Below are 16,165 nucleotides of genomic sequence, written 5' to 3'. Positions count from 1 at the left end.
TACTTCAAAATTGTCTTGTTAAAAAAAGTAATGATTTAAGCTGATTCCTTGTATTCCTCCAGGCGCTTCTCATCCAACAGTACACGCTCCACATCTTCTCTGGAAGGTTTCTCACCAGTCCACAACCATCGCAATGCCCTTCTGAAATCGTTGAATACCAGAATCAGAACGGGGAAGAACAAAAGAATGATGAAAGTACCTATCAGCACCCCATAAGCCACAGATATGGCCATCGGAATCAGAAACTGAGCCTGAAAGCTGGTTTCTTTGATCAGTGGGTATAAACCAAGCACTGTGGTCAGAGATGTCAGCATGATCGCTCTGAATCTGGCGATTCCGGCTTCATATGCTGCCTGATACACCGTTAGCCCGTCGTCTTTCACCAACGAATTGAACTTGGACAAGAACACAACGGCATCATTAATAATTACCCCAGAGAGTGCCACCATACCCCATACACTCAGTAAGGAAACGGGCAACTCACGACCGCTGATCCATGACTCTACACCATGCCCAAACATGGCGCCAAACCAACCCAGGGGTATCATGATTACAATGAGGAGGGCTTGATAAAAGGACCTGAAGGTGATCATCAGAATAAAGAAAATCAACAAAAACGCCCCTCCGAAAAACAAGCCTATCTCTGCACCCGCACGGGCGCTTTCCTTAGATTGTCCTCCGTAATCGATAGATACTGAAGGGAATTTTGCTTTAAGCTGAGGTACAATCGTGTCCTCAATTCTTTTGATGATGGGTGGCACTTCTGCAAAAGGATCTTGCAAATCAGCCTCTACCGTCACCGCCCTTGATGAATTGAAGTGTTTGATCCCGGACACCCCACGCTCAATACGATAATCAGCCACCTGAGTCAGTGGGAATTCCTGCCCTGAAGCAGTTTTAATTTTAAGATCTTCAAGCTGACTTATACTTTCACGGCCACTATTCGGATAACGCACCCACACACGGAGCTCGTCATTGCCTTTCATGAAGCGCTGCACTTCCTCACCAAAGAAACCCTGACGCATTTGACGTGTGATGTCATCGTGCGTCAAGCCCAGAAAATAGGCCTCAGGACGCAAATCAAATAACATCTCCCTTCGCCCTACAGGCACATTATCCTGAATCTCCTTCAGGTCAGAGATATTCTCCAATTCTGCTTTCAAAAAGTCCTTAGCTTCCTTGAGTTCTGTATAATTTTTACCAAGCAGCATAATAGAAACAGGCTTGCCCCATCGGTTGCCTCCGCCAATACTAAACTTTTCAGCTTCGGGTACAGGCCCAATTTCCTTCCTGATTTTATTGATCAGGTCAAACTGGTTGATCCCATACTCGTCCAACTCTTCATACATTACATTTACATTACCCGCATGTGACCCGCTCTCACCATCACCAGAAAAGCCCACATTGGTGAAAGTATAAGTGATAATTTCCTTCTCTGTTTCAAACTCCTTCTTTAGGTCATCATTCACTTTCCAAATGGCATCATTGAACCTTGTCAGGTAAGACTCCACCTTCTGCTCACGCTCCCCGGGTTTGAAGGAAATGTTCACATTGAAGCTATTGAATGGGATCTGAGGGAAAAAGGTTGCTTTGATCTGCCCCCCTGCAAGAAGCCCGCTCACTACTATCAGAAAACCAAGCAGCACCGCCATGGATACCATTCTGTACTTCATCGAGTAGCTCAGCATCCTGCCATACACTTTATATCGCATGAAGTCAATGCCATTGTTCAGTACTTTTCTGATCTTATAACTTCGGGTGTCTTCTTTCTTCACACTCAGCACCTTCTTGCTGGCAAGATGAGCCGGCAGGATAAAAAATGCCTCCAGCAGTGAGAAACTCAAACTAAAGATCACCACATAGGCCATATCCTTCAGAAACTCGAATCCTCCTGTGAGGAACAACAAAGGAAGGAATGCTACAATCGTGGTAACCACCGACGTGAATACCGCTGGGAGTACTTCCAGGGTGCCCCTTACAGCAGCTTGTATGGGGTTTTTCGACTTCTCAAAGTGTGCATAGATATTTTCAGCGATCACAATACCATCATCCACCAAAATACCAATCACCAGAATCATTCCGAACAGCGAAATCATATTCACTGTGAGTCCCACAAATGTCCCCAAGATGAACATCCCCAGGAAAGATGAGGGGATACCCCATGCCACCCAAAATGACAGTCTGATGCTCAAAAACAATCCAAGCGAAAGCAAAACCAACAGAAGCCCTACCAAACCATTAGAAGTCAACAAATCCAGACGCTGTGTCAGCATGTTATTGAAATCCCAGGTGGTAGTCAGCTGTACAGCGTCATTTTTGGCATTAAAATCCTTCACATAGGCATCTACTGCCTCAGAGATTTCTGTCAGGTCTTCAGCTTCCAGTTTTCTTACCTCCAAAAAAACAGCCTGCTTACCGTTAAGCAAAGCCTTGCTAGGCTCATCTGCAAACTGTTCTTTGATCGTTGCTATGTCTCTCAGAAGCAGCTTGCTTCCATCAGTATTACTTCGCACCACAATCTCTGATATCTGATCAGCCTCTGTTTCCTTGGCCTTGGATCGGATAAGAATCTCTTCATTGGCAGATTTAATAGATCCTGCAGAAATATCCCTGTTGTTCAATCTGACCGCACTGGCTACCTGATCAAATGTAAGGTTATACCTCCTCAGGGTCTCTTCGCTTACCTCTATAGATATCTCCAGAGGCGGAAAGCCAGACACGTTGATCTGGCTGATTACTCCTGTAGCCAAAAGATCATCCTCTATCCCCTCAGCATATTCTTTGAGTGTTTTAAGACTTACATCTCCCGTCAGACCCAGCCACTGCGCGGTGGAGCGCTGACGCTGTTTGTAAACGATGGGTTTTTCAGCTCCTACCGGAAATGAAGAAATACCATCTACTGCATTTTTAACCTCCGTATATACCTCGTCTATGTCGTAGTTGTCAAAAGTAAGAATGGAGATGCTTGCGCTATTTTCTGAAGAGGTGGAAGTGATCTCATCGATCCCAGCTGTTGATTTGAGTGCCTCTTCTATTTTGGTGGTCACCCCTTCTTCCATCTCCTCAGGAGAGGCTCCCGGATAAGTCACAGCGATATTGATTACCCTGTCCTTAGCCGTTGGAAAAAAGGATTTCTTCGTATTCAGGAAACTCACCACACCACCAAACAGGGTCAGTGCAATCAGAATGTTGGCTAGAATGGGATACTTAACAAAATAGGCTACTAGACCTTTTATAGTACTCATAGTCTGAATTTTTAGTTAGATCCAAGGTTTCCACCTACTGGAGGGTTAGTAGAATCTGGCGCTCCGGTTTCACGATCTATGTCTTTCTGCTCAAGCTTAAACACGATCATATTATTGTGAGCACTCACCAGTGGCTCTACCACCAGGTCCTCACCTACCTCGAGCCCGCTGATGATTACATTTTCATCCATGGTACGATGCACAAAAACCTGCTTGACCTTCAGCAGCGTGTCTTCCACCACAAAAACCTCATTGGAGTTGTAAAGTGCACTTCTGGGAATAATCATCCCGTTTTCCACCTTCCTGGCAGGAATGGCGGACTGTATAAACTGACCATCATAAATCTTCTGCTTTCCTGGCTCTATAGAAATAAAGACATCTACAGATTGGGTATTTTGATTTACAAAATCACTCATTCGTATCACCTCTCCAGCCCAGCTCTGCTGGGTTTCTTCCGAATAAATTTCAACCGGAGTGCCCAGCTGCACCCATGGGATGTCCTTGGTCTCTACAGATACCTTCAGCTCATGCGAGCCTGTCTTGATGATGGTCCCAATCTTGGTGCCAGGGTTAATGAACGCTCCTGATTCCATATTCACTTCAGAGATACTCCCATCGAAAGGCGCGTAATAACGATACTTCTTCAATCGCTCCTCTGCACTTTTGATGGTGTAAAAAGTGGAATAGATCCCTTTGGTAGCCATGAAGGTTTTCTCCTTTTCAGATTTCGCCTCTGGCAACTCAGGTAAGTCCTTGTTAATATCTATAGAAGCGAAATAGGCCTCCCAGGCTTCAAAATTGCCAGAGTGATCTATCTTCATATCAGGCAGTATGGCCGCAATGTCCCTGAGAAAATTGCTCTTTTGAGACTTCAGAGTGAGCGTAGCTTCTTTATCGTCTATGTAGAAGAGCAAAGTGCCCTTTCGGAAATTCTGCCCTTCCTTGAGTCTCACCTGACCTTCAAACATTCGCCCTGAAACTTCTGACAACAAGTCCAGAGACTGAGCCGTTTGTACCCTTCCAAAGGCCATTACATGGGTTTGGATGTCCTCATAAGAAACAGGAACTGTCTTGACATACTTCTTTACTACGGGTGGTTTTTTCATCTCCGGGGCTTCCTTTTGTCCTGCAAAGAAAAAGCTCATGCCGAAAGCCAATACCAAGACCCCCAATGTGATCCCAAGGATCATCCATTGTCTTTTTTTCATGTTAGTTTTAATAGATTGTGATAAGTCAAATGTGTTAAAAGGATTTCTTCATCTTTTGTTGCAAAAAAATAGGCTTACTTGATGAACGGAAGAAAAAACACTTTGAACTGTTATTGAGTATAATAAGAGGCAAAACTAATCGAATTATGAGCAAACCAGAGAAAATAGATTTAACCGATGCTGACTGGAGTGAGAAGCTCACCCCTGAGCAATATCACGTACTCAGAGAGAAGGGTACAGAGCGGGCATTTACCGGGCAGTTACTCAATAATAAAGCTGATGGCATATATGAATGCGCTGCCTGCGGCAATCCATTATTCAAATCAGACACCAAGTTCGATTCCGGATCGGGCTGGCCAAGTTTTTTCGAACCCTACTCCAAAGACTCTGTAGTACTCAAAATGGACAAATCATTTGGAATGGTGCGCACTGAGGTGGAATGTGCCCGATGCGGTGGACACCTGGGGCATGTCTTTCACGATGGCCCACAGCCCACAGGAGAGCGCTACTGTATGAATAGCATCTCCCTCAACTTCAAAGCGGAGGAATAATAGCTTATCTGCATCGTAAGAAGGGCTTGCCCCCTTCTTGCGGCAGAGAATAAAAATCACCCCACCCAAGTTCCAGAATAAATCAAAATCGACATATTTGCCTGTTCAAACTGTATGAAAAGGCATGTATAATGTAGTCGTAATTGGGGGAGGCATCGTTGGCCTGGCATCTGCCCTCAAAATCAAAGAAAGCAATCCCAAACTGCGTGTAGCCGTAGTGGAAAAAGAAAAAGGGCTGGCTACCCACCAAACGGGACATAATAGTGGTGTGATCCACTCAGGACTATATTATAAGCCTGGTAGTCTGAAGGCCAAAAACTGTGTGGATGGATACCATAAACTCATCAAGTTTTGCGACGAAGAAGAAATCCCCTACGAGCTCTGTGGCAAGATAGTAGTGGCCACCAACGAAGAGCAAATCACCACACTAAACATGCTCTATGAGCGAGGCATCCAAAACGGCCTCACCGGGATGAAAAAACTCAATAAAGAGGAATTAAACGATTACGAGCCCCATGTGAATGGCATTGAGGGTATTCATGTTCCTCAGACTGGAATCATAGACTACAAAGCCGTCGCAGCTAAGTATGCAGAAAAAATCCGGCATTTTGGTGGCGACATCTTTCCTGACAATAAGGTTCTGGACATACAGGAAAACAAAGGCTTCATTCAGGTGATCACCCAGCATCAAACCCTGACAGCCCGTCTGGTCATCAACTGCTCTGGCCTGTTTTCGGACAAAGTAGCTAAGCTCACCGGCGTACCTGTGAACTATCGGATCATTCCATTCCGCGGTGAGTACTTCAAGCTCAAAAAGGAGAAAGAACACCTGGTAAAAAACCTCATCTACCCTGTACCGGACCCCAATTTCCCTTTTCTTGGGGTGCACTTTACCCGAATGATCGGTGGCGGCATTGAGGCTGGTCCAAATGCAGTGCTGGCCTACAGAAGAGAAGGTTACACCAAATCTGACATTAACCTGGGTGAATTGGCGGGCACACTGGGGTGGAAAGGATTCAGAAAAGTAGCCGGGAAGTACTGGAAAACCGGATTGGGTGAATTTTACAGGTCCTATTCCAAGTCAGCATTCACCAAAGCCCTCCAGGAACTACTACCAGAAATACAAAAAAATGACCTAGAACCGGGTGGGTCTGGTGTGAGGGCACAAGCCTGTGACCGTGAAGGTGGCCTGATCGATGATTTTTTGATCTTGGAAAGCGATAAAGTGATCAATGTAGGCAATGCACCCTCTCCGGCAGCCACCTCGTCGCTGGCCATCGGCGAACATGTAGCAGGGCTGGCCTTGAAACGATTTGAGAAAGTGACAGTAGAGAAGAGTTAAAAGAAAGGCCCTCCATTGTTGATGGAGGGCCTTTCCTTTCTTAGCAACACTTATGAAGCCTCTTTTCAGAAATTGTCCAAAGCGTTTTGATAGTCTTCTATCTGCTTTTCAATCACCTTTTTATCTCCTACCACCACGATGGTCATTTTCTCATAATCCAGGTACTTACGAGTCATCTCAGTCACCTGCTCAGGTGTGACGGCATAAACGTTCTTTACATATTCGGTGAGGTATGAGTCATCCAGGCCATACAGGTCTAGAAACGAGAGCTGACCGATAATTCCGCCAGGAGATGAGTTTTGTAAAACAAATATCCCTGCTCTATAATTCTTAATACCGTCCAATTCTTCAACTCCCGGAACCTCACTCCTGAGCTTATTGATCTCATATGAAATCTCCTTGAGAGAAGGCCCTGTAACATCAGTAGTCACATCGGCCATTTCATACCAGGTGGCAGCTCCATACCTGGTATCTACTGTACTTCTGGGTGAGTATGTATAGCCTTTGTCTTCCCTAATGTTCGAGGTGATCCTGGAGGCAAAAGAACCCCCCAACAAATAATTGGTCACAGAAAGTGGAATGAAATCCGGATGCGAAGGATCTACCACAGGCAGACCCATGATGATAGTAGACTGGGGAGCATCTGCCCTATCCAGAATTTCCACACCGGGCTTAGCCACAGCCTCAGGTACATCAAAGCTCACAGCAGGGCCTGTGACCCACTCCGAGAAGGCTTTGGTTACTGCCTCCTTCATCTCAGCCTCATTGAAAACGCCAGCTACATAAACCACCGTACGCTGAGCTCCAAAATTGTCGCTGTAAAATTTTCGTACATCATCAATGGTGTAGCTATCCAGCATTTCTTCTGTTGGATAGATATCTCCATAAGGATGATTTCCATATATAATCTTATTGAACTTCTCACTAGCCTGAGGCTGCGGCCTGGACATCTGAACACTCAGGTCTCGTTTCCTGTCATTGATCAATCTGCTGAGTTCTCCCCCTGGAAAAGCCGGCTGCTGCAACACCTCGGCGATCAGGCCTACAAGGTCAGCACCAAATTCGGAAAGCACCTCTCCTGACGCTGTGGTCTGATTGGGGCCTACTCCTATATTGATCTGACCACCCATATTAGCGACAGCCAGTGATACCTCCTGAGCTGTGCGGGTGGTAGTGCCCTCCTGCATCAGATCAGCAGTAATATCTGCCAGCCATATTTGCCCTTCCCCTTCATGAATATTGCCGGTTTTCACCACAGCACTCACAGTCACCTTCGGAAGTTTTCCGTAAGGGATCATCACCACAGTCAAACCATTGTCCAATTGGAAAGTGGTTTTCTCTGGAAGGGTAAAATCCTTTGGAGTTCCTCCGGCAGGTGGTGTTTGTTTTTGAGCAAACACTGCCAGGCAAATAACGATGTTGAATAAATATAATGTAATGCGCTTCATGACCTTATCAATTTTCTTCAGTAGTAGGTTCCAAAATCAAAATCGTTCGATTTTCAGGCACGAGGTATTCCTCTGCCGTACGTTTCAATATTTCAGGAGTTATTTTCCTGAACTCGCCTTCCAGAAGGTTAATTCTTCCCGGGTCATCATCGAAAAGAGCAAAAGAAGCCAAAAGGTCAGCGCGCCCAAATCCGAAAAAACCTCCCAAATTGGAGTAAAGATCCGACCTCATTTTGATCAATGCCCGATCTAAATCTGCCTGAGTCACTTCCTTAGAGGTGAACTCATCAATCGCCTGATTTAACACTGCAGTAATGCTATCGGAGGGTACTTCCGCATCATGAATGAGTGACCCCATCCACAACATCGGACCATTATAGTTAAACATGTTTCCGAGCAAGTTGATCCCTCCATCCACAGATCCTGTATATCCTTTTTCCTTTACAAAGCGCTGATTTAGCAACGCATCGTCTCCCTGCAGCAAGAGTTGATCAATTAATCCCATGGCATAATACTCTGGCGTATTGCGCTCTGGCATGTGATAGGCAAAGGCCAATGCAGGGCGAGTGGCCAGCTTATCTGGTTTGGTAAACACCTTCTCGGCTGTTTGCTTAGGCTCTGAAATATCCGCTACCGGAGGCAACTCAGCTGAAGGCAAGTCACCAAAATACTCCTGAATCCATTGTCTGGTCTCGTCCTTCTCAAAATCCCCTACTACCACCAGTACTGCGTTATTAGGAGCATAGAAGGTATCAAAAAAGCTTTTCACATCTTCAAGAGTGGCTGCATCCAGATCTTCCAGGTCTCCATAAAAGTTGTGTGCATTATACCAGTTTTCATTGGCGTACTGTGGCATATCCAACCAGGGAAATCCTCCATAGGGTTGGTTCAGTACATTAACTTTTACCTCATTCTTCACTACTCCCTGTTGGTTGATCAGGTTATCCTCAGTGATGGCCAAACCGCTCATTCTGTCTGCCTCTGCCCACAAGGCAGTCTGTAGTTTGTGCGCCGGCAAAATCTCAAAATAATTGGTGAAATCGAATCTGGTAGATCCATTGAGGACTCCCCCATTTTGTTGTACCAGTTTCACAAACTCCATTTTGCCTAAGTTCTCTGATCCCTGAAACATCATGTGTTCAAAAAGATGAGCAAAACCTGTTCGATCCTGGGGTTCGATCCTGAACCCAATGTTATAATACACCGCCACAACCACAGTCGGAGCAGTTTTATCCTGAGAAAAAACCACTTTCAACCCGTTGTTGAGCTTATAATAATCTACTGGCACTTGGTATGAATAGTCCTGAGGGGATTCTGCCTTTTGGGGATTGCACCCAAACATCAGAGACACCAGCACCACACCTGTCCATTTGCATATTTTGTTCATATTGAAAAAATTTAAACTTTTAGTAGCGTGTTTCTTGTTAAAGGTAACAAATCACAAATCTCACTTGTCAGACTTTTTATGAACGGATTAAAATTATTAAGTACGGTAATTATCCTTGGAATCCTCAGCCAGGCATGCGCCCAGGAAAAAACAGCTAATGAGAGCGGCCAGGAGAAAACTACAGAAAGTGATATCATCCCAATTAAACTAGCAAATTCGGAATGGAAGCAAAGACTTTCACCGGAAGCCTATTATGTAATGAGAGAGCAAGGCACAGAGCGTGCTTTTACAGGAGCCTATTGGGATCATAAAAAAGAAGGAACTTATGTGTGTAAAGCCTGTGACCTACCTCTATTCAGCTCTGAGACCAAATTCAAATCCGGTACAGGGTGGCCGAGTTTCTATGAGCCTCTGGCAAAGTCAAATGTAGGGGAAGAAAAAGACTCTTCATACGGGATGGCTCGCACCGAAGTGCATTGTGCCAGATGTGGTGGTCACCTAGGACATATTTTCCCTGATGGCCCCAAACCCACAGGTTTGAGGTACTGCATCAACTCTGTATCTCTGAATTTTCAACCGAAGGACTGATTCCGAGCTGCTCGTGGATGAACGCCTCTGCCCGCTTCTCCATATAACTGTAGGCATTTCCCGGCAAGGTAAATCCAACGTGCCCTCCCTTTTTGGGTGTTTCCAGGTAAACAAATTCGCTTTGATGAGCTATGTCATAAGGCGAACAGGCAGGGCCCAACATGGGATCGTTTTGAGCATTCACTATCAACACCGGTACGCTTATGCCTGGTAAGTATTGATCGCACGTAGCAGATGCAAAAAAATCGTCCTTACTCTGAAAGCCATGAAGGGGAGCCGTGTATCTGTCATGAAAAGTGTCAAAATCTTGCAGTGAATCTAGCCCCTCTGAAGAAACCACCCCTGGGTGAGCCTCAGCCTTGATCCTGATTTTCTCCACCAGCTTCTTCAAAAAACGCTGCTCATAGAGTCTATTCTCCCTTTTTAGAAGTTGGATCGCACTGTCCCGTAGGTCACAGGGTACGGAGAAGAAAACACCACCCTTGATCTCGGAAGCTCGTGACTGCTCACCGAGGTATTTCAGGCTCATGCTTCCACCCATGGAATATCCCACCAGCACCACCGATTCGTAACCTTCCTCCATCACCCGATCAATGACCACTGACAGGTCTTCTGTGTCGCCATGATGATAGAATCGGGGCAAACGATTCATCTCTCCACTACAGCTCCGGCAGTTCCATGCCATAACGTCCCATCCCCGATCTCTAAAAAATTTGGCAGTGCGCTTGACATAGTACCTTTCCGATCCACCTTCAAGTCCGTGAGTAATCACAATACACCTGTTTTTGTTGTTTTTGATCCAGTCTAAATCCAAAAAATCTCCATCCCCAAGCTCAAGTCGTTCGCGCTCATAGAGGTCGCCGGGCTCCTTAAAGAACATGGAGGGCACAATGGTCTCAAGGTGAGCATTGAAAAGGTAAAATGGCGGTTTCTTGTATTCCGATTTCTTAATAACAGGCATTCACATTATTTATCCGAGTTCGGGCCGTACTAGTTATCCAGGGCACCATCTTCTACCCAGCAAGCAATCAGGTCTATTTGCTGCTGAGTGAGATCTGGCCTTCCGGCTGGCGGCATCTGTCCGGCATTGGTTCTAACCTTGATGCGAGCTGCCTGCCCGATAACCAAAGCCTTACTCGTAAGCAGCGGTGACTGAACATCTCCATGACACCCTTGCACAGCGCAGTTGGCACTGATGATAGGCATAATATCAGCATCAAGACTGACACCCGTGTCTATGGTGGCAGAAACAGAAGCTACGCATCCGCTTTCATCCTTAACAGAAAAAGTGTAATCCCCGGCTGCAAGTCCGTCAAATTCGGAAGACGATTGAAAAGTACTGCCATCCTTGCTATAAGTATAATCCCCATTACCGGATGCGGCTCCCAGGGAAACCGAGCCGTTAAATGAACCACAACCAGCTGAAGACTGGCTTGCAACAGCAAGCGTCACCCCTCCACTCTCAGAATCAATATTCGTACTGACAGTTGCGGTACAGCCATTCTGATCCATCGCAGTAACGGTATAATTGCCAGCAGACAAGGCATCAAAGGTGCCCTCTTGCTGAAAGTCCGCACCATTTATACTAAAGGTCACAGCTCCCTCGCCACCAGTAGTACTAGCTATCAGACCTCCCTTGTCTGAGCATGTGGTAGGCTCCACGGAAACAATGCTCACCACGAGATCCGACCCTGAACAATCTTTCTTTAAATCGCTCTCCTTTTCGGACGAGCATGACACAACAATCAATAGGAGGATAAAGGAAATGGAATGAGATCTTTTCATCTGACTGACAGGTAGGTGAACAACTAAACAGTAATTAAACAATATGAATGTACAAAAACCTGAAGACAGATACGGAAATTTTAACTTTCATCTTCCAAATGATCCTCCAATACTTCCCAGGTATGATCCGAAAGGAGCCGAACAGAAGCTTCATGTTTTTCAAAAGGCAGCTTACGTCCCCACTCAGCAGGCGCTATCATGGAAAGAAAATCGCTTCCGTCTTTTCTCCTGTACAGGTGGTAAACCTGATGTATAACCGGAGTGAAATTCAGAGTAGACTGATAAATTCGTTCGGAGACCTTTACTCGCATTTTGAGTTCATGGGCCTGCTCCATAAGCACCCGCATCTGGTCCATGACCTGCCTAAACTGCCGGTCTGTTTGATCATGCATGGCTGCCAGGGCCTGGCCTTTTATTTTTCCTTTGTCCTCAGGCTTGATAAGTGCACTGCCCACTGTGTGAGCAAATGCGATTAACCCTGGAAAATCAGTGATTTTTTCACGCTCCTTCTCCATATCTATTTTGGAGACATCAATTTTGTTTGCTTGCATCTTTTATTCCGCTATACGCTCGGGTAAGCTCTTTTTTGCTCCCGGCCAGGTGGTTCTTCTGCTCATATCATAGCCGATAGCCATCATGATCATGAGAAATATAAGTGCCACAATAAAAAAAACCTTCTTAGATCTTTTCATATCCATCAAGTGAACTGCAAATTTGAGGAATAGTTTTAAGATAAGATATGACGATAGACGGTAAATTAATCGAGAAATCACCTACCCAGGATGTAACGGACTCTTTCAAGAAAAGAGAATTTGTAGTGGAGTATGCGGAAAATCCGCAATACCCGGAGTTTTTAAAATTTGAACTCATCCAGACCAACTGTCAGCAATTAGACGGTTTTGAAGTAGGAGATGAAATGACCATTTCATTCAACCTGAAGGGAAGAAAGTGGAATGACCCAAAAGGAGGTACCAAATACTTCAACAGCCTCCAGGCATGGAGACTCGATAAAAAATCAGGCTCAGCAGATACGCCTCCTCCGCCACAAACCGATGAAGGGTGGATGAAGGAAGACTTCTCTTCTGATGAAGACCTACCCTTTTAAATTGCGCTTTTTCCTGAACGTTATGGGAATATAGTCGTCGGTAGGCAATCCAAGGTGTGCAAGGTCCCAGTCACGGTCATAACTGTTGACAAGTTGGCGAATACACTCCACCCGATCTTCTGTGGGAAAAGGACATTGATCCCAATAGAAAATCTCAACGCGATAGTTATATTGCTTTTTGATACCATTTACCCGTACCTCAACTTCTATGTCCTGTTCTTCGTTAAGTTGAGGAATGTCGATGCCTATGATTCCCATGAGTGTTTCTGTTTGTTTCTATTGGAATAACAAAAAATATACCCAATTGCTTAACGTACTTATTATCAATCATTTAAACCAACAACCTATTGAGCAAGTGCCCGTTTAAGAACATGAAAATGTCCAAAATCAGATCACAAATAAGATTAGCCGTACTTGCTTTCAGCCTGGGCTTACTTACCACCTCCTGTAACAGTAAAGCAGAACACAGACCTTCCCCTCCCGCCAGCGACTCTGTACAGGTAAATGGGGTTTCGATCAATGTTGAATATAGCAGTCCGGGGGTGAAGAAACGAAAAATCTGGGGTGAGCTGGTTCCATATAATGAAATCTGGCGCACAGGAGCTAATAAGGCAACCTTTCTAAACACCTCTGGGGATATCCGGATTAATGGAGAGACGCTACCCAAAGGCACATATGCCATTTTCACAATCCCAACGGATAGTACCTGGACCATCATATTTAATGAAGAATGGGATCAATGGGGCTCCTACAACTACAATCAAAACAAGGATATTTTCAGACTGATTGTTACTCCAAGTAAATCGGATTTCGACGAACGAATGAAGTTTACCCTAACGAAAAATGCACTCACCTTTGATTGGGAAGAGCTATCCTACGAATTAACAATTGATACGCCGTAGCGTCCTGCTCTTTATTTTAACTCACGAATGGCATCCATGGTCACTCTGATCATCAGATCTCCCAGCGCCTGAATGGTCTCATCGCATTCGTTAATCATGAAACGTCTCTTCATAAACTTGGGATCCATAAATCCCAAATAGACATCTCCAAACTCCTCCCATACGATTATTTCAAGGGGCAGGTCAAGCGCAGCAGTCTGCTGACAGTTGATTAAAGTGGTAGTTAGAGTGGGATCTTCAAACAGGATACTTCTGGTCGGTGGTAGTTTCAAACCTCTTTCTTTGGCAATGCCATCGTGAGACACTACTTCAAAAAAGATCAATTCTTCCTTAGAATCAATAATCTCCAAAATCTTAGCAACCGTTTCGTCAACACTTTTCTCGGTTCTGAAAACCGATAAATTTTGACTGTAAGAAAGCTGAAAGCCAAAGATCAAAAACGCACAACAAATGAACTTTAACATGTAAAAGGTGCCCAAAAGAGCATTAACCATTTGCTAAAAAAGGAAATCTTAGGGTCTGGGAAAAGTAATTGGCCAAATAATTGTCAAAATGTGACTTTTTTTATCGGGTTTGAAAATCTTTGAATGATTTAATAAAAAGATTCATTCCAGTGGATTTTTTTAAAGTACATTTATTTTTGCTAAAATGGATCAAAGCAATTTCTATGAACATATATGCCAAGCTCACCCTTCTCTGTGTCTCTCTAGTCTTTTTCACCTCTTCGGTGCTTTACTTCTTTGTAAACCGGGAACTGGAGCGCACTTTTTCTGAGGAGCTTTTATCCAATGTCACCAAACAATCCGAGCAAACCATTTCCAACATAGAGCGGTTCGTCTACTCCAGACTGAATGAACTGAAAATAGCTGCGACCGACCCTTACTTCAGACAAGACAACATCTCACAAGCTGACCTCACCCGCAAGTTGCAGGAACTGGAAAGCCTCAATGACCTGTACGCTAGCTTTTCCTTTTTCAACAATGACCGCTTGAGAATCGCGGATAGTAAGTCACTTTCTGTGGGAAAAACACACTCATTGAGCACTTACTGGACCAAGATATCACCTACTATAGATGCGGTGGTGGATGTAGACAGATCAGAATCCACAGAGCTGAATGTAATGAATTTCGCCACTGTGGTGAAGGATCCTGAAACCAGAGAGCCAAAGGGTGTGCTGGTTGGGAGTATTCTGGTTGACGAGCTCTATAAGTTTATGGGTGACATCTCTCTTGGAGAAAACGAGAGACAGCTGAGTGTAACCCTCCTGGATGAGGGTGGCATCATTCTATACACTCAGGACGAGAGTAAGACTGTCTTGGAGGATAAATTTGCTGATTTTGACCTGATCCAAAAGGTAAAAAATGCCTCTGCCCGTGTGGAGCGCATCGAGACAGAAGACCAGTTTCTCTTTGTCGCAAAAGAGCAAGGCTATCTAAACAATGTCGGTAACGACTGGACGCTCGTGGTGAGCATAGGGAAAGAAGAGGCCCTGCTACCTCTCGCCGAAATTCAGAAAAAACTCTTGTGGGTGATCTTACTGGCCTTGGGTGCCTCCATCATACTCGCACTGATCGTGGCTAATATTTTCGTGAGACCCATCGTAAAACTGAGTAAAATCGCAGAGGATCTGGGTAAGGGAAATCTCTCGGCCGAAATCAAAATCACCTCCAATGATGAGGTAGGCAAGCTCGCTTCACAACTCTCAAACGCTTCACAGGTGCTGATCAGGCGTCTGGATGAGCAAAAGAAGCTAAATGATAAGCTGGAACACCAGAAAAATGAGATGGTCGCTCAGAAACAATTGCTGGAGCAAGCCAACAGGCAGGTGTCAGACAGTATCATCTATGCCCAAAGAATTCAGCGATCTATTCTACCAGAGATCACTGTCCTCTCCAAGTTAGTGAAAGATGCCTTTGTTTTCTACGAACCAAAAGATGTAGTAAGTGGAGACTTTTACTGGTTTGAGCGGGTCAGACAAGGTAGAAATGAGTACCTCATCATCGCCTGTGCGGACTGTACTGGCCATGGTGTACCGGGAGCCATCATGTCTATTATGGGGAGTAACCAGCTGACCAACATCGTGTATTATCAAAATTACATCGATCCAAATAAGATCCTGGCCCGATTGGACAAGGTTATCAAATTTGAACTGAAGCGTGATGAAAACCAGAACCAGGATGGCCTGGAGATAGGCATCTGCATCATCAATCTGGACGATCTGAAAATGGAATTTGCCGGAGCGGGGATACCACTTTATCTCATTAAGAAAGGAACCAATGAGCTCATCACATACAAGAGCCCTAAGTTTATGATTGGTGGTATAGAAGGTGACGAAAAAGAGGTGGCAGGCAAGCTGAATAAAGAAGAAGTACAGCTGGAAGAAGGTGATAAAATTTACCTTTCATCAGATGGCTTTCAAGATCAGTTCGGCGGAGAGCATGATAAGAAGTTCCTAAGTAAAAACTTCAAAAAGCTCATTGAAGACATCTCTGAAAAACCTATGAGTGATCAAATCAAGGACCTGGAAAATGCCTTTAGATCATGGAAAAAAAATACACCTCAAACAGACGATGTAGTGGTCATCGGTGTTGAGGTGTAGTGTAA

The 16,165-nt window shown here is 44.8% G+C and carries 16 protein-coding genes; 6 read left to right on the top strand and 10 right to left on the bottom strand.

All coding sequences use genetic code 11. The features are described from left to right. Nucleotides 1–35 precede the first annotated feature (35 nt). Nucleotides 36–3,245: an efflux RND transporter permease subunit gene (locus tag ACHKAR_RS00755; RefSeq protein ID WP_395415767.1), complete on the bottom strand. Its 3,210-nt coding sequence runs from the start codon at nt 3,243–3,245 to the stop codon at nt 36–38. A gap of 11 nt (nt 3,246–3,256) precedes the next feature. Continuing rightward, on the bottom strand, nt 3,257–4,453 hold the full coding sequence (locus ACHKAR_RS00750) for an efflux RND transporter periplasmic adaptor subunit (protein ID WP_159580437.1): 1,197 nt from the start codon (nt 4,451–4,453) through the stop codon (nt 3,257–3,259). Between the two features lie 146 nt (nt 4,454–4,599). Here ACHKAR_RS00750 and msrB (ACHKAR_RS00745) point away from each other — a divergent pair, with 146 nt between their 5' ends. Next, nucleotides 4,600–5,004 carry a peptide-methionine (R)-S-oxide reductase MsrB gene (gene msrB / locus ACHKAR_RS00745; protein WP_159580439.1) on the top strand — a complete coding sequence of 135 codons (405 nt, stop codon included), beginning with the start codon at nt 4,600–4,602 and terminating at the stop codon, nt 5,002–5,004. A gap of 124 nt (nt 5,005–5,128) precedes the next feature. Then, nucleotides 5,129–6,346, top strand: coding sequence for an L-2-hydroxyglutarate oxidase (gene lhgO / locus ACHKAR_RS00740; RefSeq protein ID WP_159580441.1), 1,218 nt, complete (start codon nt 5,129–5,131; stop codon nt 6,344–6,346). 65 nt (nt 6,347–6,411) lie between these two features. On the opposite strand, the gene ACHKAR_RS00735 is transcribed toward lhgO, so the two are convergent. Next, entirely contained in the window at nt 6,412–7,794 is a 1,383-nt protein-coding gene (locus ACHKAR_RS00735) for a M16 family metallopeptidase (RefSeq protein WP_395415766.1), read from the bottom strand. A gap of 7 nt (nt 7,795–7,801) precedes the next feature. Then, entirely contained in the window at nt 7,802–9,181 is a 1,380-nt protein-coding gene (locus ACHKAR_RS00730; RefSeq protein WP_395415765.1) for a M16 family metallopeptidase, read from the bottom strand. Nucleotides 9,182–9,259: 78 nt separating this feature from the next. On the opposite strand from ACHKAR_RS00730, the gene msrB (ACHKAR_RS00725) reads away from it, so the two are divergent. Then, nucleotides 9,260–9,769 carry a peptide-methionine (R)-S-oxide reductase MsrB gene (gene msrB / locus ACHKAR_RS00725; protein ID WP_395415764.1) on the top strand — a complete coding sequence of 170 codons (510 nt, stop codon included), beginning with the start codon at nt 9,260–9,262 and terminating at the stop codon, nt 9,767–9,769. Here the strand turns inward: msrB (ACHKAR_RS00725) and ACHKAR_RS00720 are convergent. The 4 genes from ACHKAR_RS00720 to ACHKAR_RS00705 form a co-directional block, all read right to left on the bottom strand. Next, a complete protein-coding gene (locus ACHKAR_RS00720) occupies nt 9,732–10,730 on the bottom strand; it encodes a YheT family hydrolase (protein WP_395415763.1) in 999 nt (332 codons plus the stop codon). The two genes, msrB (ACHKAR_RS00725) and ACHKAR_RS00720, sit on opposite strands and share 38 nt — an antisense overlap. A 29-nt stretch (nt 10,731–10,759) precedes the next feature. Beyond that, the gene (locus ACHKAR_RS00715) at nt 10,760–11,554 is read right to left on the bottom strand and encodes a hypothetical protein (protein WP_395415762.1); all 795 of its coding nucleotides are present in this window, start codon (nt 11,552–11,554) and stop codon (nt 10,760–10,762) included. Between the two features lie 80 nt (nt 11,555–11,634). After that, complete coding sequence (locus ACHKAR_RS00710; RefSeq protein WP_395415761.1) at nt 11,635–12,105, bottom strand: DUF2452 domain-containing protein; 471 nt, start codon at nt 12,103–12,105, stop codon at nt 11,635–11,637. Nucleotides 12,106–12,108: 3 nt separating this feature from the next. Next, nucleotides 12,109–12,246 carry a hypothetical protein gene (locus tag ACHKAR_RS00705; RefSeq protein ID WP_185155806.1) on the bottom strand — a complete coding sequence of 46 codons (138 nt, stop codon included), beginning with the start codon at nt 12,244–12,246 and terminating at the stop codon, nt 12,109–12,111. A 47-nt stretch (nt 12,247–12,293) separates the two neighbouring features. On the opposite strand from ACHKAR_RS00705, the gene ACHKAR_RS00700 reads away from it, so the two are divergent. Next, a complete protein-coding gene (locus ACHKAR_RS00700) occupies nt 12,294–12,659 on the top strand; it encodes a DUF3127 domain-containing protein (protein WP_395415760.1) in 366 nt (121 codons plus the stop codon). On the opposite strand, the gene ACHKAR_RS00695 is transcribed toward ACHKAR_RS00700, so the two are convergent. Beyond that, complete coding sequence (locus ACHKAR_RS00695) at nt 12,648–12,917, bottom strand: hypothetical protein (protein ID WP_159580457.1); 270 nt, start codon at nt 12,915–12,917, stop codon at nt 12,648–12,650. The two genes, ACHKAR_RS00700 and ACHKAR_RS00695, sit on opposite strands and share 12 nt — an antisense overlap. Before the next feature lie 119 nt (nt 12,918–13,036). On the opposite strand from ACHKAR_RS00695, the gene ACHKAR_RS00690 reads away from it, so the two are divergent. Further along, on the top strand, nt 13,037–13,561 hold the full coding sequence (locus ACHKAR_RS00690) for a DUF2911 domain-containing protein (RefSeq protein ID WP_395415759.1): 525 nt from the start codon (nt 13,037–13,039) through the stop codon (nt 13,559–13,561). Nucleotides 13,562–13,572: 11 nt separating this feature from the next. Here ACHKAR_RS00690 and ACHKAR_RS00685 read toward each other — a convergent pair whose 3' ends face one another. After that, nucleotides 13,573–14,025: a DUF302 domain-containing protein gene (locus ACHKAR_RS00685; RefSeq protein WP_159580461.1), complete on the bottom strand. Its 453-nt coding sequence runs from the start codon at nt 14,023–14,025 to the stop codon at nt 13,573–13,575. Nucleotides 14,026–14,228: 203 nt separating this feature from the next. On the opposite strand from ACHKAR_RS00685, the gene ACHKAR_RS00680 reads away from it, so the two are divergent. Beyond that, nucleotides 14,229–16,160 carry a SpoIIE family protein phosphatase gene (locus ACHKAR_RS00680; protein WP_395415758.1) on the top strand — a complete coding sequence of 644 codons (1,932 nt, stop codon included), beginning with the start codon at nt 14,229–14,231 and terminating at the stop codon, nt 16,158–16,160. The last annotated feature ends 5 nt before the right edge of the window (nt 16,161–16,165 follow it).

The organism is Marinoscillum luteum, from assembly GCF_044005705.1.
In the GTDB taxonomy this organism is placed as follows: Bacteria; Bacteroidota; Bacteroidia; order Cytophagales; family Cyclobacteriaceae; genus Marinoscillum; species Marinoscillum luteum.
The sequence above is the reverse complement of the archived record's forward strand: the minus strand, read 5'-3'. Positions and strand labels throughout refer to the sequence as shown.

Bases quoted from the DNA above. Each gene is read 5' to 3' on its own strand.
- ACHKAR_RS00755 (WP_395415767.1), bottom strand. From the start codon at position 3,245: ATGAGTACTATAAAAGGTCTAGTAGCCTATTTTGTTAAGTATCCCATT.
- ACHKAR_RS00750 (WP_159580437.1), bottom strand. From the start codon at position 4,453: ATGAAAAAAAGACAATGGATGATCCTTGGGATCACATTGGGGGTCTTG.
- msrB (WP_159580439.1), top strand. From the start codon at position 4,600: ATGAGCAAACCAGAGAAAATAGATTTAACCGATGCTGACTGGAGTGAG.
- lhgO (WP_159580441.1), top strand. From the start codon at position 5,129: ATGTATAATGTAGTCGTAATTGGGGGAGGCATCGTTGGCCTGGCATCT.
- ACHKAR_RS00735 (WP_395415766.1), bottom strand. From the start codon at position 7,794: ATGAAGCGCATTACATTATATTTATTCAACATCGTTATTTGCCTGGCA.
- ACHKAR_RS00730 (WP_395415765.1), bottom strand. From the start codon at position 9,181: ATGAACAAAATATGCAAATGGACAGGTGTGGTGCTGGTGTCTCTGATG.
- msrB (WP_395415764.1), top strand. From the start codon at position 9,260: ATGAACGGATTAAAATTATTAAGTACGGTAATTATCCTTGGAATCCTC.
- ACHKAR_RS00720 (WP_395415763.1), bottom strand. From the start codon at position 10,730: ATGCCTGTTATTAAGAAATCGGAATACAAGAAACCGCCATTTTACCTT.
- ACHKAR_RS00715 (WP_395415762.1), bottom strand. From the start codon at position 11,554: ATGAAAAGATCTCATTCCATTTCCTTTATCCTCCTATTGATTGTTGTG.
- ACHKAR_RS00710 (WP_395415761.1), bottom strand. From the start codon at position 12,105: ATGCAAGCAAACAAAATTGATGTCTCCAAAATAGATATGGAGAAGGAG.
- ACHKAR_RS00705 (WP_185155806.1), bottom strand. From the start codon at position 12,246: ATGAAAAGATCTAAGAAGGTTTTTTTTATTGTGGCACTTATATTTCTC.
- ACHKAR_RS00700 (WP_395415760.1), top strand. From the start codon at position 12,294: ATGACGATAGACGGTAAATTAATCGAGAAATCACCTACCCAGGATGTA.
- ACHKAR_RS00695 (WP_159580457.1), bottom strand. From the start codon at position 12,917: ATGGGAATCATAGGCATCGACATTCCTCAACTTAACGAAGAACAGGAC.
- ACHKAR_RS00690 (WP_395415759.1), top strand. From the start codon at position 13,037: ATGTCCAAAATCAGATCACAAATAAGATTAGCCGTACTTGCTTTCAGC.
- ACHKAR_RS00685 (WP_159580461.1), bottom strand. From the start codon at position 14,025: ATGTTAAAGTTCATTTGTTGTGCGTTTTTGATCTTTGGCTTTCAGCTT.
- ACHKAR_RS00680 (WP_395415758.1), top strand. From the start codon at position 14,229: ATGAACATATATGCCAAGCTCACCCTTCTCTGTGTCTCTCTAGTCTTT.